18 protein-coding genes are annotated in these 22,459 nt (G+C 65.4%); 11 read left to right on the plus strand and 7 right to left on the minus strand.

Features of this window, described 5'->3' with window-relative positions:
• The 6 genes from K0P03_RS08520 to K0P03_RS08545 all read left to right on the plus strand — a co-directional run bounded on the left by K0P03_RS08520 (nucleotide 1) and on the right by K0P03_RS08545 (nucleotide 6,425).
• On the plus strand, nucleotides 1-1,239 hold the full coding sequence (locus K0P03_RS08520) for a vWA domain-containing protein (RefSeq protein WP_272789360.1): 1,239 nt from the start codon (nucleotides 1-3) through the stop codon (nucleotides 1,237-1,239).
• Between the two features lie 10 nt (nucleotides 1,240-1,249).
• On the plus strand, nucleotides 1,250-1,576 hold the full coding sequence (locus K0P03_RS08525) for an XdhC family protein (RefSeq protein ID WP_023516916.1): 327 nt from the start codon (nucleotides 1,250-1,252) through the stop codon (nucleotides 1,574-1,576).
• Nucleotides 1,576-2,274: an XdhC family protein gene (locus K0P03_RS08530; protein ID WP_272789361.1), complete on the plus strand. Its 699-nt coding sequence runs from the start codon at nucleotides 1,576-1,578 to the stop codon at nucleotides 2,272-2,274. Before K0P03_RS08525 ends, K0P03_RS08530 begins: the two co-directional genes overlap by 1 nt.
• Nucleotides 2,271-3,881 carry a molybdopterin-binding/glycosyltransferase family 2 protein gene (locus tag K0P03_RS08535; protein ID WP_272789362.1) on the plus strand — a complete coding sequence of 537 codons (1,611 nt, stop codon included), beginning with the start codon at nucleotides 2,271-2,273 and terminating at the stop codon, nucleotides 3,879-3,881. Before K0P03_RS08530 ends, K0P03_RS08535 begins: the two co-directional genes overlap by 4 nt.
• A gap of 3 nt (nucleotides 3,882-3,884) precedes the next feature.
• Entirely contained in the window at nucleotides 3,885-4,202 is a 318-nt protein-coding gene (locus tag K0P03_RS08540; protein ID WP_272789363.1) for a TfoX/Sxy family protein, read from the plus strand.
• A gap of 108 nt (nucleotides 4,203-4,310) precedes the next feature.
• Nucleotides 4,311-6,425 carry a TonB-dependent receptor domain-containing protein gene (locus K0P03_RS08545; protein ID WP_272789364.1) on the plus strand — a complete coding sequence of 705 codons (2,115 nt, stop codon included), beginning with the start codon at nucleotides 4,311-4,313 and terminating at the stop codon, nucleotides 6,423-6,425.
• Nucleotides 6,426-6,455: 30 nt separating this feature from the next.
• On the opposite strand, the gene K0P03_RS08550 is transcribed toward K0P03_RS08545, so the two are convergent.
• The 5 genes from K0P03_RS08550 to K0P03_RS08570 form a co-directional block, all read right to left on the minus strand.
• Nucleotides 6,456-6,866, minus strand: coding sequence for an NUDIX hydrolase (locus K0P03_RS08550; protein WP_023514217.1), 411 nt, complete (start codon nucleotides 6,864-6,866; stop codon nucleotides 6,456-6,458).
• A gap of 9 nt (nucleotides 6,867-6,875) precedes the next feature.
• Nucleotides 6,876-8,363: a DEAD/DEAH box helicase gene (locus K0P03_RS08555; RefSeq protein ID WP_023514218.1), complete on the minus strand. Its 1,488-nt coding sequence runs from the start codon at nucleotides 8,361-8,363 to the stop codon at nucleotides 6,876-6,878.
• A gap of 192 nt (nucleotides 8,364-8,555) precedes the next feature.
• Complete coding sequence (locus K0P03_RS08560) at nucleotides 8,556-9,842, minus strand: peptidoglycan DD-metalloendopeptidase family protein (protein WP_272789365.1); 1,287 nt, start codon at nucleotides 9,840-9,842, stop codon at nucleotides 8,556-8,558.
• A 95-nt stretch (nucleotides 9,843-9,937) separates the two neighbouring features.
• Nucleotides 9,938-10,765: a ferritin-like domain-containing protein gene (locus K0P03_RS08565; protein WP_050743936.1), complete on the minus strand. Its 828-nt coding sequence runs from the start codon at nucleotides 10,763-10,765 to the stop codon at nucleotides 9,938-9,940.
• A gap of 22 nt (nucleotides 10,766-10,787) precedes the next feature.
• Nucleotides 10,788-11,255 (minus strand): peroxiredoxin, encoded by a 468-nt coding sequence (locus K0P03_RS08570; RefSeq protein WP_024271050.1) that lies wholly within the window; start codon nucleotides 11,253-11,255, stop codon nucleotides 10,788-10,790.
• 149 nt (nucleotides 11,256-11,404) lie between these two features.
• Between K0P03_RS08570 and K0P03_RS08575 the strand changes: the two genes are divergently transcribed.
• Nucleotides 11,405-14,791: a YhdP family protein gene (locus K0P03_RS08575; protein WP_023516512.1), complete on the plus strand. Its 3,387-nt coding sequence runs from the start codon at nucleotides 11,405-11,407 to the stop codon at nucleotides 14,789-14,791.
• 48 nt (nucleotides 14,792-14,839) lie between these two features.
• On the opposite strand, the gene tyrS is transcribed toward K0P03_RS08575, so the two are convergent.
• A complete protein-coding gene (tyrS, locus tag K0P03_RS08580; protein WP_023516511.1) occupies nucleotides 14,840-16,093 on the minus strand; it encodes a tyrosine--tRNA ligase in 1,254 nt (417 codons plus the stop codon).
• Nucleotides 16,094-16,221: 128 nt separating this feature from the next.
• Here tyrS and K0P03_RS08585 point away from each other — a divergent pair, with 128 nt between their 5' ends.
• Both K0P03_RS08585 and K0P03_RS08590 read left to right on the plus strand, forming a co-directional pair.
• A complete protein-coding gene (locus K0P03_RS08585) occupies nucleotides 16,222-17,355 on the plus strand; it encodes an anhydro-N-acetylmuramic acid kinase (protein ID WP_272789366.1) in 1,134 nt (377 codons plus the stop codon).
• Between the two features lie 149 nt (nucleotides 17,356-17,504).
• Nucleotides 17,505-18,626 (plus strand): GGDEF domain-containing protein, encoded by a 1,122-nt coding sequence (locus K0P03_RS08590; protein ID WP_336314285.1) that lies wholly within the window; start codon nucleotides 17,505-17,507, stop codon nucleotides 18,624-18,626.
• A 73-nt stretch (nucleotides 18,627-18,699) separates the two neighbouring features.
• Here K0P03_RS08590 and K0P03_RS08595 read toward each other — a convergent pair whose 3' ends face one another.
• Nucleotides 18,700-19,377: an alpha/beta hydrolase gene (locus tag K0P03_RS08595; protein ID WP_023516508.1), complete on the minus strand. Its 678-nt coding sequence runs from the start codon at nucleotides 19,375-19,377 to the stop codon at nucleotides 18,700-18,702.
• 213 nt (nucleotides 19,378-19,590) lie between these two features.
• Between K0P03_RS08595 and K0P03_RS08600 the strand changes: the two genes are divergently transcribed.
• A complete protein-coding gene (locus K0P03_RS08600) occupies nucleotides 19,591-20,748 on the plus strand; it encodes a cysteine desulfurase family protein (RefSeq protein ID WP_272789368.1) in 1,158 nt (385 codons plus the stop codon).
• 139 nt (nucleotides 20,749-20,887) lie between these two features.
• Complete coding sequence (sufB, locus tag K0P03_RS08605; RefSeq protein WP_023513112.1) at nucleotides 20,888-22,357, plus strand: Fe-S cluster assembly protein SufB; 1,470 nt, start codon at nucleotides 20,888-20,890, stop codon at nucleotides 22,355-22,357.
• The last annotated feature ends 102 nt before the right edge of the window (nucleotides 22,358-22,459 follow it).

A 22,459-nucleotide genomic window follows, 5' to 3' on the forward strand; every position in this document is an offset into this window, starting at 1 on the left:
ATGGTGGCGGCGGACAACAGCCTGCCGGGCAACGCCTTCGATGGGCGGCTTGCCGACAATATCGTGTTCTTCGCCCGTGTTCTGCGCAAGGCGGGCCTGCGCATCGGGCCGGCGGCGGTGACGGATGCCATCGAGGCGGTGCAGGCGATCGGCATTGGCGAGCGCGAAGAGTTCTATACGGCGCTGCACGCGACGCTGGTCAAGCGGCATGAGGACGACGCGGTGTTCGACGAGGCGTTCCGGCTGTTCTGGCGCTCGCGCGATCTCGTCGGCAAGATGATCGCGCTGATGTCGCCGGTGGTGCGGCGCGAGGAAGAGCGCGAAAAACGCAAGGCGGGCGAGACGCGCGTCTCCGATGCGCTGTTCGGTGGCCGGCAGGACGAGCGGCGCCTGCGCGACGAGCCGGATATCGAGATCGACGCCCGGTTCACGGCCTCCGGCAACGAGGTGCTGCGCAAGACGGATTTCGCGCAGATGTCCGCGGTGGAGCTTGCCGCCGCCAAGCGTGCCATCGCGAACCTCGTGCTGCCTCTCGACGAGGTGCGTACGCGCCGTTTTCGCCGGTCTACCCGGCCGGTGGCGATCGATGCGCGCGCCACGATGCGCCACGCCATGCGCACCGGCGGCGCGCTGATCCTGCCGCGCCACCGGAAGCCGAAGACGGTGCATCCGCCGCTCGTGGTGCTGGCCGACATTTCCGGCTCGATGAGCCAGTACACACGCATCTTCCTGCATTTCCTGCATGCGCTGAGCGAGCACCGCCACCGCTTGCATGCCTTCCTGTTCGGCACGCGGCTCAGCAATGTCACGCGCCAGATGCGGCACCGCGATCCCGATGTCGCGGTGGAGGCGTGCAGCCAGTCGGTCAGCGACTGGTCCGGCGGCACGCGCATCGGCGAGACGCTGAAGGAATTCAACCGGCTCTGGTCGCGGCGCGTGCTGGGGCAGGGCGCGGTCGTGTTGCTTATCACCGACGGGCTGGAGCGTGAGGGCATCGACCTCCTGGAAAGGGAGATGGACCGGCTGCACCGCTCCTGCCGGCGGCTCGTCTGGCTCAATCCGCTCCTGCGCTTCGAGGGTTTCGAGGCGCGGGCGCGCGGGGTGCGGGCGATGCTGCCGCATGTCGACGAATTGCGGCCGGTGCACAATCTGGAGGCCATGGCCGACCTGGTGGCGGCGCTTTCCGGCGAGGCGCCGCGCGGCACCGGCGATCCGCGGCGTTTCCTGCCGGCGGCATGAGGAGGGGAAAATGGAGACCAACGACGTGCTCGATCCGCTGGCCATCGCGGAACGCTGGATGGACGACGGGCGCATGGTGGCGCTCGCCACCGTCATCGAGACCTGGGGTTCGGCGCCGCGCCCGGTCGGCAGCCATCTGGTGATCGACGGCGAGGGCAATTTTCACGGCTCGGTCTCCGGCGGCTGCGTCGAGGGCGCCGTCATCGGCGAGGCGATGGAGGTGATTGCGGACGGCGAGCCGCGGCTCCTGGAATTCGGCGTCGCCGACGAGACCGCCTGGCGTGTCGGCCTGTCCTGCGGCGGGCGCATCCGGGTCTATGTGGAGCGCGTCGGCTGATGGACCCCTATCTCCTGCGCAAGCTGAACATGGAACGTGCCGCCCGTCGCGCCGTCATCCACCTCACCGATCTCGGCGACGGCCGCGACCGGGTGATTCGCGAGGGCGATCCGGTCGCCGGTCCGCTCGGCGAGGCGGTCACGGGTGCTTTCCGTTCCGGCCGGTCCGTTTTGGTGGAGGTCGAGGACCGAAAATTCTTTCTCAACGTCCATCTGCCGCCCGCCCGTATCGTCGCCATCGGTGCGGTCCATATCAGCCAGGCGCTGGCGCAGATGGCCGGTGTCGCCGGTTTCGACATCACCATCATCGACCCGCGCACCGCCTTTGCGACGGAGGCGCGTTTTGCCGGCATCGACCTTGTCGCCGATTGGCCCGAGGATGTTTTGGCGGCCCGTCCGCTGGATGCCTACACTGCCCTCGTCGCCGTCACGCACGATCCGAAGATCGATGACTTCCCGCTGTCGCAGGCGCTGTCCACCGGCTGTTTCTATGTCGGCGCGCTCGGCAGCCGGAAGACCCATGCCAAGCGCGTGGAGCGCCTGACGGCGCTGGGGCATGGCGAGGCGGAGATCGCCCGCATCTCGGCGCCTATCGGCCTCGACATCGGCGCCGCCAGCCCGGCGGAGATCGCCGTCGCCATCCTGGCCGACATCGTGGCACACCTGCGCCGCCGGCCGCTCGCCGAGGCTCGCCCATGATCTTCGGGGAGGTTCCGGTTTCCGAGGCCGTGGGTGCGCGGCTGGCGCATGGCGTGCGCGTCGAGGGCCTGTCGCTGCACAAGGGGCATGGGATGACGCAGGCGGACTGCGACGGGCTGCTGGCCGCCGGCGTCGCGACCGTCATCGCCGTGCGCCTCGAAGCCGGCGACCTCGACGAGGACGCGGCGGCCGCGCTGGTCGCCGGGGCGATCCCGCCGGATCACCTGACTTTCAGCCCGCCCACAACCGGGCGCATCAACCTCCATGCCACGGCCAACGGGCTCTTTGTCGCCGACCGGGCTGCCATCGACCGGTTCAACCGGGTCGATCCGGCTATCACCATCGCCACGCTGCCGGACCATGCCAGCGTGGCGGCCGGCGACATGGTGGCGACGATCAAGATCATTCCGCTGGCGGTGGCCGGAGACCTTGCGCGAAAGGCGGCGGCGGTGATGGCCTCCAGCCGGGCGCTGGAGGTCAAGCCGTTCGCACCCCGCCGCGTCGCCCTGGTCGCGACGGAATTGCCGACGCTGAAGCCCTCCGTGATGGACAAGACGCGCCGGCTGCTCGAACAGCGCCTCCATCCCTCCGGCAGCCGCCTGACCGGCGAGGCGCGGGTGCCGCACAAGGCGGCCGGCGTCGCCGAGGCGATCCGCACGGCTGCGGCAGACAACGACCTCGTGCTGGTCTTCGGCGCTTCTGCCGTCACCGACGGCAATGACGTCATCCCCGCGGCCATTCGGGCTGCCGGCGGCGTGGTCGAGCATGTCGGCATGCCGGTCGATCCCGGCAACCTTCTGGTCCTCGGCCGCTTGGGCGCGGTGCCGGTCATCGGCGCACCCGGCTGCGCGCGCAGCCCCAAGGAAAACGGTTTCGACTGGATCCTCGCCCGCATCCTCGCTGGCGAGACGCCCGGTCCCATGGAGATCACCGGCATGGGCGTCGGCGGCCTGCTCGCCGAAATTCCGAGCCGGCCGCAGCCGCGCGATGTCCGCACAGCGGAGCGGCCGCTCTGCGTTGCAGCACTGGTGCTCGCCGCCGGCCGCGCCAGCCGCATGAACGGTAGCCACAAGCTGCTCGCCGCCTTCGACGGCAAGGCGCTCGTCCGCCGCTCGACGGAGGCGGCGCTGGCCGCGCGGCCGGCGCGCGTGCTGGTGGTGACGGGGCACCGGGCGGAGGAGGTGGAGGCGGAGCTTTCCGGCCTTAAGGTCGATCTCGTGCGCAATCCCGATCATGCGCAGGGCATGTCGACATCGCTTCGCGCGGGTGTCGCCGCCCTCGGCCCGGGCTGCGACGGTCTCATCGTCATGCTGGCGGACATGCCGCATGTCACCGGTGAGGACGTGCGACGGCTGCTCGACGCCTTTGCCGCGGCCGGTGGTCATGCCGTCGTGCGGGCGGTCTCCGGCGGAAAGCGCGGCAATCCCGTTGTGCTGCCGCGCACCACCTTTGCCGCAATGCTGCAGCTTGAAGGCGATGTCGGCGCGCGCCATATCGTCGAGAGCGCCGGGCTCGATGTCATCGATGTGGAGATCGGCGCGGCGGCACATATCGATGTCGACACGCCGGAGGCGGTGCTGGCCGCCGGCGGGGTCCTGAAGGGGTAGGGCATGGATCGGGACGCAATCGAGGAAATGTTCCAGGTGCTGGGACCGGTGACGATCAAGCGCATGTTCGGTGGCAAGGGCATCTACCACCAGGGCCGCATCCTGGCGCTGGAGGTCTACGACGAGATCCTGCTCAAGGCCGACGAAATCAGTGCGCCGGATTTCGCGGCGGCCGGCTGCCGCCAATGGTTCTACGACGGCAAGAGCGGCAAGCCGGTGAAGATGCCTTACTGGTCCGTTCCCGACGCGGCCTTCGACGATCCCGACCTCATGGCGCTCTGGGTTCGCCGGGCCTATGAGGCGGCACTGCGCGCGAAATAACGGCAGGCCGGGAAACGCGGCATTCAAACTTGACTTACATTGTCATGTTGTCCATTACCGGTCTGTCCGCGCGTCAAAATTGCGCGGGCAGTGTGCGGTGAGGTCTCCATGAAAAAGGTTCGTTTCCACGCGTCGGCGCTTCTTGCGGGCACGGCCATGGCGCTTGCGCTGCTGGCAGCCGCCAATCCCGCAGCCGCGCAGGACGCGACAGCGACGGACCTCGAGCAGATCAATGTGGAAGGCGACAATGACGGCGACGGCATCGTCGATGTTCCGGCCGGTGTCTCGACCGCCGACCGCGAGAAGATCCAGGATCGTTATGCCGGCGACGTGATGCAGGTCCTGCGCTCGGCACCGGGAACGTTCACGCGCGAACCGGCGGACCAGCCGGGTATCACCGTCAACATCCGCGGCATGCAGGGCATGGGCCGTGTCAACAGCATGATCGACGGCGTGCCGCAGACCTTCAGCAACCTCTCCGGTCACGGCGGTACCTTCGATAGCCTGCTCTATGTCGAACAGAACATGCTGGTCGGCGTCGACGTGACGCGCGGCGCGGTCTCGGGCGCCGAGGGCATGGGTACGCTGGCGGGCGCCGCCAATTTCCGCACGCTCGACGTCGACGACGTGCTGCTGCCCGGCAAGGACTATGGTGTGATGACTTCGGTGCGCGCCGGCACCAACGGCTTCGATTATTCGCGCCTTGTCAGCGGCGCCGTACGCACCGGGATGGGCGAGGGCGAAATCGGTATCGTCGGCGCACTCAGCGACACGAAGAAGAGCCCTTACGAGAACGGCTCGGGCATCCTCTACCCGAATGCCGGCGACCAGCATCCGAAGTCGGGCCTCTTCAAGGTCAACCTGTCGCCGAATTCCGATCACACGCTGTCGCTCGGCGGCGTCTGGTACGGCAACGAGTTCCTGCCGGGCAGCTCCGGCTACAACTGGATCGTCGAGAACCAGACCTATACGGCGAAATACCGCTACCAGCCCGGCAGCGACCTGATCGACCTCTCGATCAACGCCTATCTCAACATCACCGATCTCGAATTCGACGGCACCAACGGCAATGTCAGCACCTTCGACGGCCGCAAGGGCACCAACACGACGACCGGCTTCGACATCTCCAACCGCATGCGCTTCGACCTTGGCGAGGAAACGGAGCTGAAGCTCACCTATGGCGGCGCCTACAGCCGCGACCGCTACGAGGGCAACGCCAAGCGCGGCGCCAATCCGGACGGAACGCTGGTGAAGGCGGGCGTTTTCAGCGAGGCGACGATCTCCCACGGTATCTTCGACCTGACCGGAGGCTTGCGCTACGATTACTGGTCTCTCGAAGGCATCAGCGGCTACGACGCGCCGGGCACGAACGGCTGTGCTGCCGGCGGCGATCCGTGCCCGATGGACACGTTGTCGCGCGATGGCGGCGACCTCAACCCGAAGATCACCCTTTCGGCCCGCCCGCTCGAATGGCTGCAGCCCTACGTGACCTACGCCCACACCGCCCGCCCGCCGACGGCGGCCGAGATGTTCTATCCCGGTGGCCATAGCTTCGACGGCTCTTCCGACCCGGTCAACAACAACCCGAACCTCCTGCCCGAAAAGAGCAGAGGCTGGGAGCTCGGCGTCAACATGACGACGGATGACCTTCTGACACCCGGCGATTCCGCCTGGCTGAAGATCGGCTATTTCCACAACCGCGTCCGCGACTACATCACCTATGCCATCGATACGGACGGCGCGGCGCGCTGGGTCAATGTGGATGGCACGACCGTGATGAAAGGGCTGGAAGTGGAGGGCGGCTACGATGCCGGCCGCTACTATGCCGGTTTCTCGCTGACGCTTGCCGACACCAACCAGCCGGAAGGCTCCGCCGCCGGCGTCGGCAGCGATACGGGACGGCTGCCGGACGATTTCCTGACGATCGATGCCGGCATGCGCTTCCTGGAGGAAACGCTCACGGTCGGCGGCCGGATGCGCTATGTCGGCAAGAGCAGCCAGGCCTATATCAATCAGGACAGGGCTTTCGACGTCGACGCCTATACGCTGTTCGACGCGCACGCTTCCTGGCAGATCAACGAGAATGCAAAAGTCTTCTTCAATGTCGAGAACGTCTTCGACACGACCTATATGAAGGCGAATTCCGGCCTGATGGACAATTATGGCGGCGTCAAGAACGGCCGCGGCCGTACCTTCATCATCGGCGCGACGGCCCGGTTCTGATCCGGGCCGGTCTCCGGCAGGCAAAACCCGTTAGCGGCGGAGCGCGGCCACCGCATCTCTGGCGAAGCGCGACAGCGGCTCGGGCAGGGCGTCGAGAGCGAACCAGCCGAATTCCGGCAGCTTTTCCGGCTCCATGACGCGCGGCTCGCCGGAAAAGTCCTCGGTCACATAGATAAGCGACAGCCAGTGCTGGCGTTCCTCGACGATGATCTGTTCGGAAACACAGAGAAAATCGACGGCGCCGATCGTCAGCCCCGATTCCTCCTCCGCCTCGCGGCGGGCGGAATCGAGCGCGCGTTCCATGTGATCGACCTTGCCGCCGACGATGTTCCACGCGCCGGCTTCCGGCGCACGCAGGCGCCGGTAGAGCAGGAGCTTGCCCTCACGCAAAATGGCCAGGCCGCAACCGAGGCCTGGCACATCGATGCCTGGAATGGACATTCTGGAAGATCAGGCCTTGCCGGCGATCAGCATGAAGGCCGGAACCTCGTCGCCGAAGCCGAGCGGCGTCGGGCCGTCATCCTCGTCGCGACGGTAGCGGTTGCGGCGATCGCGGCTGTCGTCATTGGCCGGACGCGGCGCACTATGGTTTGCGGCACGCGGATTGCGAGCGGGATTCTGCGGCCGCCCTTCCGCCTTGCGTTCAGCTTTCACGGCTTCCACCTTCTCTTCAGTCTCGCTGGTCTCGATACGGGGCTCGGCCGAACGGGTTTCCCCCTTGCGGCCACGGGAGCGGTCGCGATCACGACCGCCGCGTTCACGGCCGTTGCGAGGACGTTCCTCGCTTTCGACCTGTTGCGGCAGCTCTTCCAGATTGCCGCTCAGCCACTCGACCTTCTGGTCGATCAGCTTTTCGATGGCGTCGACGAACTTGGTGTCGCGCCTTGAGACCAAAGTGAAGGCGGCGCCCGAGCGGCCGGCACGGCCGGTGCGGCCGATGCGATGGACATAGTCCTCGGCATGGATCGGAACGTCGAAGTTGAAGACGTGGCTCACGTCCGGAATATCGAGGCCGCGCGCGGCGACATCGGAGGCGACGAGCAGCTTGATGTTGCCGTCCTTGAAATTCGCAAGCATGGTCATGCGCGAACGCTGGTCCATATCGCCGTGCAGCGCGCCGACGGAGAAGCCGTGGCGATCGAGCGAACGGAAGAGATCCGCCACATCGACCTTGCGGTTGCAGAAGATGATCGCGTTCTTGAGATCCTGCTGGGCGCGGATGAGATCGCGCAACGTCGCGCGCTTCTCATAATCCTTGCTGTGGGTGGCAACGAGCCGCTGCGTCACGGTCTTGGCCGTGGAAGACGGCGGGGCCACCTCGACACGCTCCGGGTTCTGCAGGAAGCGGTCGGCCAATTTCTGGATTTCCGGCGGCATGGTGGCCGAGAAGAACAGCGTCTGGCGGGTGAAGGGGATCAGTTTGGCGATGCGCTCGATGTCGGGGATGAAGCCCATGTCGAGCATGCGGTCGGCTTCGTCGATGACGAGGATCTCGACGCCGGTCATCAGCAGCTTGCCGCGCTCGCAATGGTCGAGCAGGCGGCCGGGGGTGCAGATCAGCACGTCGGCGCCGCGCTCCAGCTTGCGATCCTGCTCGTCGAAGGAAACACCGCCGATGAGGAGGGCGACATTCAGCTTGTGGTTCTTGCCGTACTTCTCGAAGTTCTCTGCAACCTGGGCGGCAAGCTCGCGTGTCGGCTCCAGGATGAGCGTGCGCGGCATGCGGGCGCGGGCGCGGCCTTTTTCCAGAAGCGTCAGCATCGGCAGAACGAAGGAGGCGGTCTTGCCGGTGCCCGTCTGGGCAATGCCGAGAATGTCGCGCCGCGCGAGGGCCGGCGGAATGGCGCCAGCCTGGATCGGGGTCGGGATCGTGTACCCGGCATCGGTGACGGCGGACAGGACTTTCGGGCTCAGGCCAAGATCAGCAAAAGTGGTCAAAGGGAAAACAGTTTCCGTTCCGGTTCTTGCGAACGCAATGGGTTCAGCGGCCCTATCGCCGCGAGGATGCAGCGCAGATATGCCGAAAGTGCCGGAAAGTCAAGGAATTCAGCGAATTTGGTAAATCGGCGAGCGATTTGAAGCCCATGGCCGATATTTTTGCCATGCGGAGCCGCTTCGTCTCGCGTAACGTCAATCCATATAAGTCGTCAGCTTCATGCCGGCGGTGAGGAAACGCATCGGGTCGAGCGCCTTGCCGTCGCGGCGCACCTCATAGTGCAGATGCGGGCCGGTGGAGCGGCCGGTCGAGCCGGAAAGCCCGATGGGCGCGGAGGCTTCAACGTGGTCGCCGATCTTGACAAGAACGCGGGACAGGTGGGCGTAGCGCGTCTTCAGGCCGTTGCCGTGATCGATTTCAACCATGTTGCCATAACCACCGTTGCGCCCGGCGACAACGACCGTGCCCGCGCCGGTTGCGCCGATTTCCGTGCCCGTGCCTGCGCGAAAATCGATGCCAGCATGCAGCGCGAGACGGCCGAGGAACGGGTCGGTGCGGTTGCCGAAACGGCTTGTGATGCTGCTGGCGGGCGAGGGGTTGCCGAAAGGCAATTTCCGCACGCTACGGCGCGCGGTATCGAGGCGATCCAGCGCCGTGTCGAGATCGTTGATCGAGGCCTCGAACGGATCGGTGACGTCCACCGGCTCGACGAACGGGCCGCCGATCGCCGTTTCCGAATCGCCCCCGGTTGCCTCCTCGGTGACATCCAGGCCGGTGCGGCGCACGATGGTCTGGATGGCATCCGCAGTCTGCGAGGCGCCTGTCGTCAAAGACTGGATGCGGCTGATCTGGTCATGTTCGAGGTCCTTCAGCGAAAGCGTGACCTTCGAGAAGAGCCGGTCGGCACGATCGGCCACTGATTCGCCGGTCGCCGCATAGGCGAGCTGCGTCGTCTTCTGCGATGCGCCGGTCATGCCCATGACGGCGTTGACGGCGCCTGCCGCATCGGCCCGCCGCCCGTCCACGACCGGCGTCTCGCCGGTGAGGGGGGCGGTGTCGGTTGCCGCCGTGCCGGCATTGTCTGTGCGGTTCAGGAGTGCGTCGAGCTTGCCGTGACGCGTGGAGAGAGCGAGCTGCTGCTGCATCAGCTTCTCGACCTTTTCCTCGACGACCTGCTGATCGAGCAGCTGGCGGCTGGTGACGCGATCGACCTGGGCGCGCAGCGCAGAGATGCGGTCCTCGTAGTCGTGCTGCATGCGGGCCTGGCGCGCCATGGTGGCGCCGATCAGGTCGTCGCGCAGCACGAGATAGGACGTGGCGGCGAGATAGCCGACGGTGAACATGCCGGCAAAGCAGAAGGTGACAGCGGCCATCCAGGGGCGGATGGTCATGTGACGGATCCGGTCGCCGCTCGCAAGGATCACGACATGCTGCTGCGCGCGTTTTCCGAAGATGCGGTTTTCAGGACGCTCCGCCACCATTTTCTCCCCGACCGATTCTTTAAGGTCTCGTGCGAGGAATTACACATTGTTAGGGTTAACAAAGCCTTTCCCAGAGGTGGCGTGCCCCCGGAATATCAGCTTTGACTGACGGAAACGAGCGCGCGATAGAAGGAGGGTGTCAGCCCTGCCTCGGCGCGGGCCACATCGTTGAACGGTGGCTTCAGCGGCCCGCGAAAATTCGTGCGCACCAGTTCCTTGAAGGTGGCCGACGGATCCTTCTTCTCGCGGGCGCAGAGAAAGCGGAACCATTTGGCGCCCACCGCGACGTGGCCTTTCTCGTCATTGTAGATGATGTCGAGGATATCGGCGCTGGCATCGTCGCCGGTCTCGCGCATCTTGGCCTGCAGCGTCGGGGTCACATCGAGCCCGCGCGCTTCCAGGATAAGCGGCACGACGGCAAGGCGCGCGGTCAAGTCGTTGCGCGTGTCGTGCGCGGCCTGCCAGAGGCCGTCATGGGCCGGCAGGTCGCCATAGTCGGCGCCGAGATCGCGCAGGCGGTCACGGATGAGGCGGAAGTGCTTGGCCTCCTCGAAGGCCACCTGCATCCAGCCGTCGAAGAAGGAATGCGGCACGCGCTCCGTGGTGAAGCGCGCGACGATGTCGAGCGCGAGGTCGACGGCGTTGAGCTCGATATGGGCAAGGGCATGGAGAAGCGCGATGCGGCCCTTCAACGTGTGCAACGAACGCTTTTCCATGTGTTTCGGTGGAATGAGTTCCGGCTTTTCCGGTCGGCCCGGCCGCGCCGGCAGGGCCGGGTCAAGCGGCGAGCGCATCGAAAGCGTGCGGGCGAACCAGCGGCGCGCCGTCTCCTGCGCCAGCGCCGTCTTCAGGTCGAGGTCGGCGGCCACGATGGCCGCCGTGGTGCCGCCCCGAAGGCTTTCAATGTGGGGAAGTTCCGTCATTTCAAATTGTTGCCTTGAAAATCTAAAGCTTTTTAGCGGCTTCCAGTACGGCCTCGACATGGCCCTTGACCTTCACCTTGTGCCAGATCTCGGCGATCACGCCTTCGGCATCAACGAGTATGGTCGTGCGCTCCACGCCCATATAGGTGCGTCCATACATGCTCTTTTCCTTCCAGACCCCATAGGCTTCCAGCGTCTGGAGGCTCTCGTCCGAGGCGAGCGGAACGCCGAGTTCATGCTTCTTGACGAACTTGTCGTGCTTCTTCACGGGATCGGGCGAAAGGCCGACGAGGGCGACGCCGGCCGCCTCGAAATCCGCCCTTGCGGCGGTAAAATCCTTCGCTTCCGTCGTGCAGGCTTCCGTGTCATCCTTCGGGTAGAAGAACAGGACGACGGGCCGGCCGCGCATCGCCGAGAGGGAAATGCTTCCACCGCCATCGCGCGGAAGGGTGAAGTCCGGGGCAACGGCGCCCGGGGCCAGTTCTGCCATGGGATTTCCTTTCTTTGGCCGGCTTTTTGAGTCAGGGAGCCGGCCTCCCGCATATATAGTGGCAGGCAGAATCGTCCAGCGGCGAGCGGACGGCAGGCAGCGATTCCATGGGATAACGCTGCGCAAAGGGCAAAGGAAACCAGCGCGCGATGGCAGAACTCCGCGACGAGAAGGTCGTGTTCCGCAGGAAGGACATCGTTCCGCTGCACGAACTGCCGTCCGCGCAGGCGCACGAGCCCATCGTCCTGCACGCGGTCGAGGCGAGCCGCACCGGTATCGCCTGCCGTATCGTTGCCGCAACGATCGCGCTCGTCCTGTTTCTCGGCGCCGTCATCATCGGCCTGGTGGAGACCGGTCTTTTCGACAACACGCTGAATGCACGCGCCGTCGCCGCGCTCAACCAGGCGCTCGGCGCGCGGTACCGTGTCTCTGTCGACCACACCGTGCTGCGGCTTGCCGGGTTCAGCGGCTTTGCGCTGAAGGCGGAGAATGTCCGCATCGTCGAGATCGAATCCGGCAAGGAACTGGCGACGACCGAATCGATCGGCATCGTGCTCGATCCGCTCGGGCTTGCCTCAGGCCGTATCGCCGTCTCGCGGCTCGACGTGGACGGGGCGATGTTCAATGCCGCGCTTCTGCCCAAGAGCAAGCCGCTCGACCTGGCGGCGCTGCGCATTTCCGACGTGCCGGACTATCTCGAAACGACCTTCGAACGCCTCGACGGTGTCAGCCGCCTCATCGACACGAACGGCATGGAGACCGTCAAGATTTCCGACCTCGGCGCGACCTTCCAGGGGCCGGGCGGCAAGCCGGTGACGCTGGCCATCGCCAGCCTGCAGTTCACCCGCGATGACGACGGCACCATGTCGATCGACGGGCATTTCACGATGGACGGGGCCGAGGGGGAGATCGACCTGACCGCCTCGGGCGGCGCGGGATCGGTGCGCACGCTGGACGGCTCGATCCGCAACGTGGCGCTCGGAAAATTCCTGCTCGGCAATGACGTCAACGGCAATGTGCATGCTGGGGTCGACACGTCGGCGGACGTCTCGGTCCATGCGGTGCGTGAGACCGACAATACGAAGCCGGTGCTCGGCCTCGACGTCGCGCTTGCCGCAGGCTCGGTCTACGGCGATGGCGTTGCCGCGGAGCTGCGCCCGTCCACCCTCAAGGTCGGCTACAATTTCGACAAGGGGTCGATCGAGCTCGCCTCGCAGGATGCCGGCGTCGGCCAGTCGCGGTTTCCATTCACCGGCGGACTGATCGACCTTGATCGGGTCTCCGACCGGCCGGACAAGGGCTTTGCCATCGACCTCGTCTTCAGCAATGCGGTAAGCCGTCCCGTCGATTCCAGCGAGGCGCCGATCCATTTCGATGCCAAGGTCAACGGCTACTATCTCCCGAAGACGAAGAACCTGCTGTTCGAGGAAATGGCCGTCTCCAGCGAGAAAGGCAATGTTGCCGGCTCGCTCGCCATGCGGTTCGGCGACCGGGAGCCGGAGGTCAGCTTCGTCATGATCGCCAGCGAGCTGGAATCGGCTGCCGTCAAGCAGTTCTGGCCGTTCTGGATGGCCAAGACGGCGCGCAGCTGGGTGATCAAGAACATTTTCGGCGGCACGGTCACCAACGGCCGGATCGAATTCTATCTTGCCGAAGGCCGCGAGCGTCTGCCGGGCGTGCCGATGCATCTCGGCCCCGAGGAGCTGAAGATCGACTTCGACATCGAGGGTGCGCGCATGAATGTCGCCGGCGAAATCCCGCCGCTGCGCGACACGTCGGGAAAATTCCGCCTCCGTGGCCCGCGCACGGAGATCACAATCAACGGCGGTACAGCCTACTTCCCGTCCGGCCGTTCCGTCGCGCTGACCGGCGGCACCTTCGTGCTGCCGGACAATTATACCAAGCCGCTGATGGCGGACATGGACATCGATGTCGCCGGCAATGCCGACGCGATTGCCGAACTTGTGACCTATCGGCCAATCCGCGCCCTGCCGGCGACGGGCTTTGCGCCCGACGATTTCAGCGGCCAGGTGAAGGCGAAGGTGAAGGCGCATTTCGGCGTCATCTCCGCCCACAATCCGCCGCCGCCGCAATGGACGGCCGCCCTGACGCTCGACAATGTCGACGTGGCCAAGCCGATTGCAGGGCGCGCTGTCACCGGCCTGCGCGGCCTTCTCGCCATCGATCCGCAGAAGGCCGACCTCAAGGCAAAGGGGGATATCGACGGCGTGACGCTCGACATCGAACTGGTCGAGCCCGTCGGCAAGGCGGCGAGCTTCAAGCGCAAGACGGTGCTGTCGGGCACGCTCGACAACAGGGACCGTCGCAAGCTGCTGCCGGGCCTCGACGACGTGGTGGAAGGCCCGGTCGGGGTGCGGCTGGAACAGGATGGTGACGGTCCTATGGCGGCGGAGGCGGATGTCGGTGCGGCCGCGGTCTCCATTCCATGGATCGGCTGGACCAAGGGCGCGGGCATCGGCGGCAAGATCACGTTGACGGCCGACAAGAAGGAGGGTGTCACCCGCGTCTCCGATTTCCGCTTTGCCGGCGACGGTTTCAGCGTGGCGGGCAATCTCACCTTCCGGGGTGCGCGGCTCGATGCGGCAAACTTCTCCACCGTCCGGCTTTCGGCGGACGACCGCTTTCGCGTGAAGGTGGAGCGCGGAAAGTCCGGCTATACGATCGTGGCAGACGGCGAGGCGGCCGATGTGCGCGCCGTGCTGGCGCGTCTCAAGAACCCGACCGGCGGTGGCGGCGAAAAACAGAGCGTTACCATCCGGGCCGATCTCGCGCGTGCTGTCGGCTTCAATGGCGAAACGCTCTCCAATGTCAGCTTCCGCTACAGCACGGCAGGCAGCCGCATTTCCGGCGTGGATCTTTCGGCGGTGACGAAGAGCGGTGCGCCGGTCGTGGCGCAGCTTGCCAGCAATGGCGCCTCGGATGCCATTCAGCTCACCAGCGGCGATGCCGGTGCCGTCGCGCGCTTTGCCGATATCTATGGCCACATGCGCGGCGGCCTCCTGAATGTCCGCCTGCGCGAGACGGCAGGCAGCATCTGGCGCGGATCCGTCGATGTCAGAAACTTCGCGCTTGTCGGCGAGGAGCGGCTGCGCTCGCTGGTCTCGACGCCGGCCGGAGAAAGCGGGCGCAGCCTCAACGATGCGGTGCGCCGCGAGATCGACGTCAGCGCCGTGAAATTCTCCCGCGGCTTTGCCCAGGTGCGCACCGGTGGCGGTGCGCTGAGCCTTGAAAACGGCGTGGTGCGCGGCGAAACCGTCGGCGCCACCTTCCAGGGCACGGTGCGCGATGCCAACGGCCGGACGGACATGACCGGCACCTTCATGCCGGCCTATGGCCTCAACCGGCTGTTCGCCGAGCTGCCGCTGATCGGCATCATCCTCGGCAACGGCAACGATCGTGGCCTGATCGGCATCACCTTCAAGCTCTCCGGCCCCTTCGACAAGCCGAAGCTGACGATCAACCCGCTGTCGATCATCGCCCCCGGCGTCTTCCGCAACATTTTCGAATTCCAATGAAAAAGGCCGCCCGGAGGCGGCCTTGATCTCGGTTTCGTTTGCCCGCTCTCAGGCCGGGCGGACGAGGATGTGCTTCTTCTTGCCCAGCGACAGCTTGATGACGCCATCGGCGGAAACGTCCGCGGTGCCGATGACGCGGCGCTCGTCGGAAACGGCGGTGTCGTTGATGCGCACCGCGCCGCCCTGCACGTGGCGGCGGGCTTCGCCGTTCGAGGCGGCAAGGCCGGCCTTGACGACGAGGCTGAGGAGGCCGATGCCGGCTTCGAGCTCACCGGTGGAAACGTCGATGGACGGCAGGTTTTCGGCGATCGCGCCTTCCTCGAACGTCTTGCGGGCGGTCTCGGCGGCCTGTTCGGCCGCCTCGCGGCCGTGCAGCATCGCCGTCACCTCGGTGGCGAGGATCTTCTTCACCTCGTTGATCTCGGCGCCGCCGAGTGCGGAAAGCCGGGCGATTTCGTCCATCGGCAGCGTCGTGTAGAGCTTCAGGAAGCGCGAGACGTCCGCATCCTCTGTGTTGCGCCAGTACTGCCAGAAATCATAGGCCGACAGCATGTCCGGGTTCAGCCAGACGGCACCGGAGAGCGATTTGCCCATCTTGGCGCCCGACGCGGTCGTCAGAAGCGGCGAGGTCATGGCGTAGAGCTGCGGCGTGCCCATGCGGTGGCCGAGGTCGATGCCGTTGATGATGTTGCCCCACTGGTCCGAGCCGCCCATCTGCAGGCGCACGTCGTAGCGCTTGTTGAGCTCAACGAAGTCGTAGGCCTGGAGGATCATGTAGTTGAATTCGAGGAAGGACAGCGACTGCTCGCGCTCGAGCCGCATCTTCACGCTGTCGAAGGACAGCATGCGGTTGACCGAGAAATGGCGGCCGACGTCGCGCAGGAACTCGAGGTAGTTGATGCCGAGCAGCCAGTCGGCATTGTTGATCATCAGCGCATCCTTCGGGCCTTCGCCATAGGCGAGATAGCTCGAAAAGACCTTCTTGATGCTGGCGATGTTGCCGTCGATCGTCTCCGGCGTCATCAGCTGGCGTGCCTCATCCTTGAAGGACGGGTCGCCGACCATGCCGGTGCCGCCGCCCATCAGCGAGATCGGCCGGTGGCCGGTCTTCTGGAACCAGTGCAGCAGCATGATCTGGATGAGGCCGCCGGCATGCAGGCTCGGCGCGGTCGGATCAAAGCCGATATAGGCCGTCACGGTTTCCTTGGCGAGAAGATCGTCGAGGCCGGTTTCATCGGAGATCTGATGGATGAAACCGCGCTCTTTCAGCGTGCGGAGGAAATCGGATTTGAATTCGGACATGGCCTGTCTCTCTTGCCGGAATGCTTTGGGCGGGATGGGGCGGCCGGAGATAATTTTCCGGCGGACCGCCGGGCGTTTAGCACTGTTTCGCCGCATAATCACTTCAAAAGTGATTCTGGAGCGGATGCATGAATGGACTGCAAACGGCGATCGGTCTGATGAGTGGCACGAGCCTCGACGGCATCGATGTCGCGCTGCTGCGCACGGACGGCGAGGCCGTCGTCGAGCGCGGCCCCTGTCTCGCGCGACCCTACGACGCCGCCTTCCGCCGCCGTCTGCAGGGCGCGCTGGAGGCCGCCAAGGCGATCGACGTTCGCAGCCAGCGGCCGGGCGATCTCGCCGAGATCGAACGGGAGCTGACGTTGCGCCACGCCGAAGCCGTGCGCGCCTTCCTGGATGGGAACGGCCTGACGGCATCCGACATCGACGTCATCGGCTTCCATGGCCAGACCGTGCTGCACCGGCCGAATGCCGGCCTGACGGTGCAGCTTGGCGACGGCGGGCTGCTCGCCCGTGAAACCGGCATCGATGTGGTCTATGACATGCGGGCGAACGATATGGTGCATGGCGGGCAGGGGGCGCCGCTCATTCCCGCCTATCACGCCGCGCTTGCCGCCGGCCTTTCCGGCGCCACCGGCAAGGCGGTCGTCTTCGTCAATATCGGCGGCATCTCCAACATCACCTTCATCGGCGCCGGCGGGGCGATCGTCGCCTTTGACAGCGGTCCCGGCAACACGCTGATCGACCAGTGGGTCGAGGCCCATGCCGGCATTCCCTACGACCAGGGCGGCATGATCGCCTCGGAGGGCCGCGTCGATCCCGGCCTTGCGGAGCGTTATCTCAACCATGCCTTCTTCACCGATCCGGTGCGCCGCTCGCTCGACCGCAACGATTTCCGCCCGCCCGAGGGGCCGGACGCAAGTCTTGAAGACGGTGCGCGCACGCTCGCCCATGTCACCGCCGCCGCCATCCTGCGCTCCGCCCGCCACCTGCCGGAGAGGCCGAAACTTTATGTCGTGTGTGGCGGCGGCCGGCTCAACCGGGTGATCATGGGGGATCTGGCGGCGCTTGCCGAGACGGAAGCGGCTGAGGTGGTGACGGCCGAGGCGGTCGATCTCGACGGCGACAGCATGGAGGCGGAGGCCTGGGCCTATCTTGCCGTCCGCTCGCTGCGTGGCCTGCCGCTCACCTTCCCAGGCACGACGGGCGTGAAGACGCCTGTTTCCGGCGGCGTACTCCAGAAACACGCAACCGGCGATTAACGCTTTCTTCGCGGGCGCCTTCTAGGATTCGTCCGGATCGCTCCGGGGCGCTTTTGCACGGAGCGGCCTTTTTGTCTTGCGTAAGGTGGCCAATGAGTGGCGCGGGCTTCCTGCTGGCGGTGAACTTTCTCATCGCGCAGTGTTTCTGCATGTTTTTCCTCGCGGTGTCCGCCCGGAGCCGCAATCGCGTCGCAGCCCGCTGGTTTGCCGGCACCTATGCCGTCGCCTCGCTTTCCACCCTTTTCGAATTCCTCGTCGCCTATGCGCCGCCGGCAAGGCTCTGGGCGATCCTTGCCTTTGCCGCCATGCTCGGCGGCATGCTGATGCTGCGCATCGGTGTCGGCCATCTCTACGGCCTCCGTACGAATCGCTGGGTCCTTGCCGCCATCTTCGTCGCCTTCGTCGCGCTCGATTATGTCATCTACGACCTGCCGCGTGGTACGCTCGCCCATGCGTTGCCTTACCAGACCCCCTTCGCGGTGGCGCTCGGGATGAGCGCCTTCGCGGTCTGGCGCGCCCGCCCGGCAAGCTTCGTCGACCGGGCGCTCATCGTGCTTCTTGCGCTGACCAGCGTGCATTTCCTGGCAAAGGCCTATGCCGCAGTGCTCGCCGGGGCAGGCAACACGGCAAAGGATTATCTCGCCAGCCAGTTTGCGCTCGTCTCGCAGAGCATGGGCGCAGTGCTGATCGTTACCGTCGGCCTGATGCTGCTCTGTGTGCTCGTGCTGGAGATCGTCGCGGAGGAGAAGGGCAATGCGGAGGTCGATCCGCTCTCCGGTCTCCTCAACCGCCGTGGTTTCGACAACCGCATCGATGCGCTTCTTGCGGGCGCGGGTCCGCATGGCCTCATCCTGTGCGATATCGATCACTTCAAGTCGGTCAACGACACCCATGGCCACCAGGGCGGCGACAACGCCATCCGCGCCTTCGGCGAGGCACTGCGTGTCGCGGCGCCGGTGGCCGCGCTGGTCGCGCGCATCGGCGGCGAGGAATTCGCGCTCTTCCTGCCGAACACCGGCAAGGAGGCGACGCTGCTTTTCGCGCAGACCCTGCGCGCAACCCGCGCCGTCGCGCCCATTCCCGGCCTGCCGCCGGCCGTGCGCATCACCGCCAGCTTCGGCGTTGCCGAGGTGACGCGCGGCGAGCCGCTGCGGTTTGCCATGCGCCGGGCGGACGATGCGCTCTATGCCGCCAAGAACGCCGGACGTGACTGCGTGCGCCAGGCGGAGCCGCCCGCTGTGGTGCTCGAGGTCGTCAAGCGCGCGAATTGATCAGGCGAACATATGGCAAAGAAAAAGCCCGGCGAGATGTCGCCGGGCTTTTTCCTTTGTCTCTCTCCGCCGGTCAGCGAATGCGCTTGGCGGCCGGCTCCGGGGTCAGTTCGCCGGCAAGGCGGCGGTCGAGGTAGTCTTCGCACTCGGCCATCAGCGTTTCCGTCTGGCCGTTGAAGAAGTGGTTGGCGCCCGGCACCGTGCGGTGCGTGATCAGGATGCCCTTCTGCGTCTTCAGCTTCTCGACGAGGCCGTTGACGTCCTTCTCCGGTGCCACCTTGTCGGAATCACCGTTGATGATGAGACCCGACGACGGGCAGGGGGCGAGGAACGAGAAGTCGTAGATGTTCGGCTGCGGGGCGATGGACATGAAGCCCTCGATCTCCGGGCGGCGCATCAGCAGCTGCATGCCGATCCAGGCGCCGAAGGAATAGCCGGCGACCCAGCAGCTCTTCGAATCGGGATGCAGGCTCTGCACCCAGTCGAGTGCGGAGGCCGCATCCGACAATTCGCCTGCGCCGTGGTCGAATTCGCCCTGGCTGCGGCCGATGCCACGGAAATTGAAGCGCAGCGTCGTAAAACCGCGCTTCTGGAACATGTAGAACAGCTGGTAGACGATCTGGTTGTTCATCGTGCCGCCGAACTGCGGGTGCGGATGCAGCACGATGGCGATCGGGGCGTTCTTCTGCTTGGACGGCTGGTAACGGCCCTCAAGGCGACCGGCGGGTCCGTTGAAGATGATTTCGGGCATTCTTACTCCGGCAAGTTCGCGTTCTGGAACGGATTCTTGTCAACTGAAGTCTTGACGAAACCAGTCAGCTTTTCTAGAACCTAGTTTAGAACCATTCGAAACTGTATAGGCGCCCACGGGACGCCGTGAGCTTGGTGTCATAAGGCAAGCCCGACGGAAAATTCAAGGAAAATGCACGCCGTATCGAATGTATCGTGCGCGCATGGGTGAGAAATGACGAAGACGGAGCGCACTTATCTGGACTGGAACGCCACGGCACCCCTGCTGCCGGCGGCGCGCGAGGCCGTTCTTGCTGCGCTCGACAGCGTCGGCAACCCGTCGTCCGTGCATGGCGAGGGCCGGGCGCTGCGCATGCTGGTGGAGGCCGCGCGCCGTGACGTCGCCGCGCTGCTCAATGCGGCGCCGGCCCATGTGATCTTCACGAGCGGCGCCACCGAGGCGGCGAACCTCGCCCTGACTCCCGACTACCGCATGGGCCGCACGCCGCTTGCCATCGGCCGTCTCTATGTTTCCGAGATCGAGCATCCGGCGATCCGCGAGGGCGGGCGTTTTGCGCGCGATGCCGTGACGACGATCCCCGTCACCCGCGCCGGCCTCGTCGATCTCGAGGCCCTGACAACGCTTCTTGCGGGCCATGACAAGGCGAAGGGCCTGCCGATGGTGGCGGTCATGCTCGCCAACAACGAGACGGGCATCGTGCAGCCCGTGAAGAGCGTCGCCGAGGTCGTGCACCGTCACGGTGGTCTTCTCGTCGTCGACGCGGTGCAGGCCGCCGGCCGCGTGTCCATCGACATTGCGGCACTCGACGCCGATTTCCTCATCGTCTCCTCGCACAAGCTGGGCGGCCCGAAGGGCGCCGGCGCGCTGATCTCGCGCGGCGAGGTTCTGATGCCCGCACCGCTGATCCGCGGCGGTGGCCAGGAAAAAGGCCATCGCTCCGGCACGGAGAACCCGGCGGCGCTTGCCGGCTTTGCCGCAGCCGCCCGCGCGGCGGTGGCGGATCTTGCCGGGCGCAACGCACGAATAGGTGCGCTGCGCGACGCACTGGAGAGCGGCATGCGGGCGGCGACGAACGACGTCGTCATCCATGGTGCGGACGTCGAGCGCATCGCCAACACCTCGTTCTTCAGCCTGCCCGGCCTGAAATCGGAGACCGGGCAAATCGCCTTCGATCTCGAGGGTATCGCGCTTTCGGCCGGCTCGGCCTGCTCCTCGGGCAAGGTCGGGCAGAGCCACGTTCTGACCGCCATGGGGTTCGACGCGGCGCTCGGCGGGCTTCGCGTGTCGCTCGGTCCGGCCTCGACAGAGGCGGATGTCGCGCGTTTTCTGGCTGCCTTTTCGCGCGTCATGGCGCGGCGACGGGCGGCCTGACGGGAATCTTGCGGGAACGCAAGTTTTCGCTTGCCAAAAGGTGGGAAAAACCGCCTTTGGCGCTTACATAAGCGGCGGGAGGCCCCGCCAGACGTTGACAAACTGCCGGACCTTGGATCCGGCGAGATTGGAGAACGATATGCCTGCGGTGCAGGAAACGATCGATCAGGTCCGTCAGATTGACGTCGACCAGTACAAATACGGCTTCGAGACGAACATCGAGGTGGAGAAGGCTCCGAAGGGGCTTTCCGAGGACATCATCCGTTTCATCTCGGCCAAGAAGAGCGAGCCCGACTGGATGCTCGAATGGCGCCTCGACGCCTATCGCCGCTGGCTGACGCTCGAAGAGCCCACCTGGGCGCGCGTCGACTATCCGAAGATCGACTTCAACGATCTCTACTACTATGCCGCGCCGAAGAACCAGACCGGCCCGAAGTCGATCGACGAGGTCGATCCCGAGCTTCTGAAGATGTACGAGAAGCTCGGTATTCCCCTGCGCGAGCAGGAAATCCTTGCCGGCGTGCAGACGTCGAAGATCGCCGTCGACGCCGTGTTCGATTCGGTCTCCGTCGTCACCACTTTCAAGGAAGAGCTGAAGAAGGCCGGCGTGATCTTCATGTCGATCTCGGAAGCCATCCGCGAGCATCCTGAGCTTGTGAAGAAGTATCTCGGCACCGTTGTGCCGACGACCGACAATTTCTACGCGACGCTGAACTCCGCGGTCTTTACCGACGGCTCTTTCGTCTTCGTGCCGAAGGGCGTTCGTTGCCCGATGGAGCTGTCGACCTACTTCCGCATCAACGAGAAGAACACCGGCCAGTTCGAGCGCACGCTGATCATCGCGGAAGAGGGCGCCTACGTCTCCTATCTCGAAGGCTGCACCGCGCCGCAGCGCGACGAGAACCAGCTTCACGCTGCCGTCGTCGAGCTGGTCGCGCTCGACGATGCCGAGATCAAGTATTCCACCGTCCAGAACTGGTATCCGGGCGACAAGGAAGGCAAGGGCGGCATCTACAACTTCGTGACGAAGCGCGGCGATTGCCGGGGCAAGAACTCCAAGATCTCGTGGACGCAGGTCGAGACCGGCTCCGCCATCACCTGGAAGTACCCGTCCTGCATCCTGCGCGGCGATGGTTCGCGCGGCGAGTTCTATTCGATCGCCGTCTCGAACGGCCACCAGCAGATCGACAGCGGCACCAAGATGATCCATCTCGGCAAGAACACGTCGAGCCGCATCGTCTCCAAGGGCATTTCCGCGGGCTTCTCCAACAACACCTATCGCGGCCAGGTCTCGGCCCACCGCAAGGCGGAGAACGCACGCAACTTCACCCAGTGCGACTCGCTGCTGATCGGCGACAAGTGCGGCGCGCATACCGTGCCCTATATCGAGGCGAAGAACGCGACGGCCCATTTCGAGCACGAGGCGACCACCTCGAAGATCTCGGAAGACCAGCTGTTCTACTGCTTGCAGCGCGGCATCCCGACCGAGGCGGCGATCGCGCTGATCGTCAACGGCTTCGTCAAGGAAGTCATCCAGGAACTGCCGATGGAGTTCGCCGTCGAGGCGCAGAAGCTGATCGGCATCTCGCTGGAAGGCTCGGTCGGCTGATCGGGTGAAGGAATGTCCCGGCGGCTTCCGCCGGGGGGACCGGACAGGTCCTTCGATGAAGTTTCCGTGTGATCCGTTATATTAGCGGGATGCGGTTCTCAT

The organism is Shinella sp. HY16 (assembly GCF_028534175.1).
In the GTDB taxonomy this organism is placed as follows: Bacteria; Pseudomonadota; Alphaproteobacteria; order Rhizobiales; family Rhizobiaceae; genus Shinella.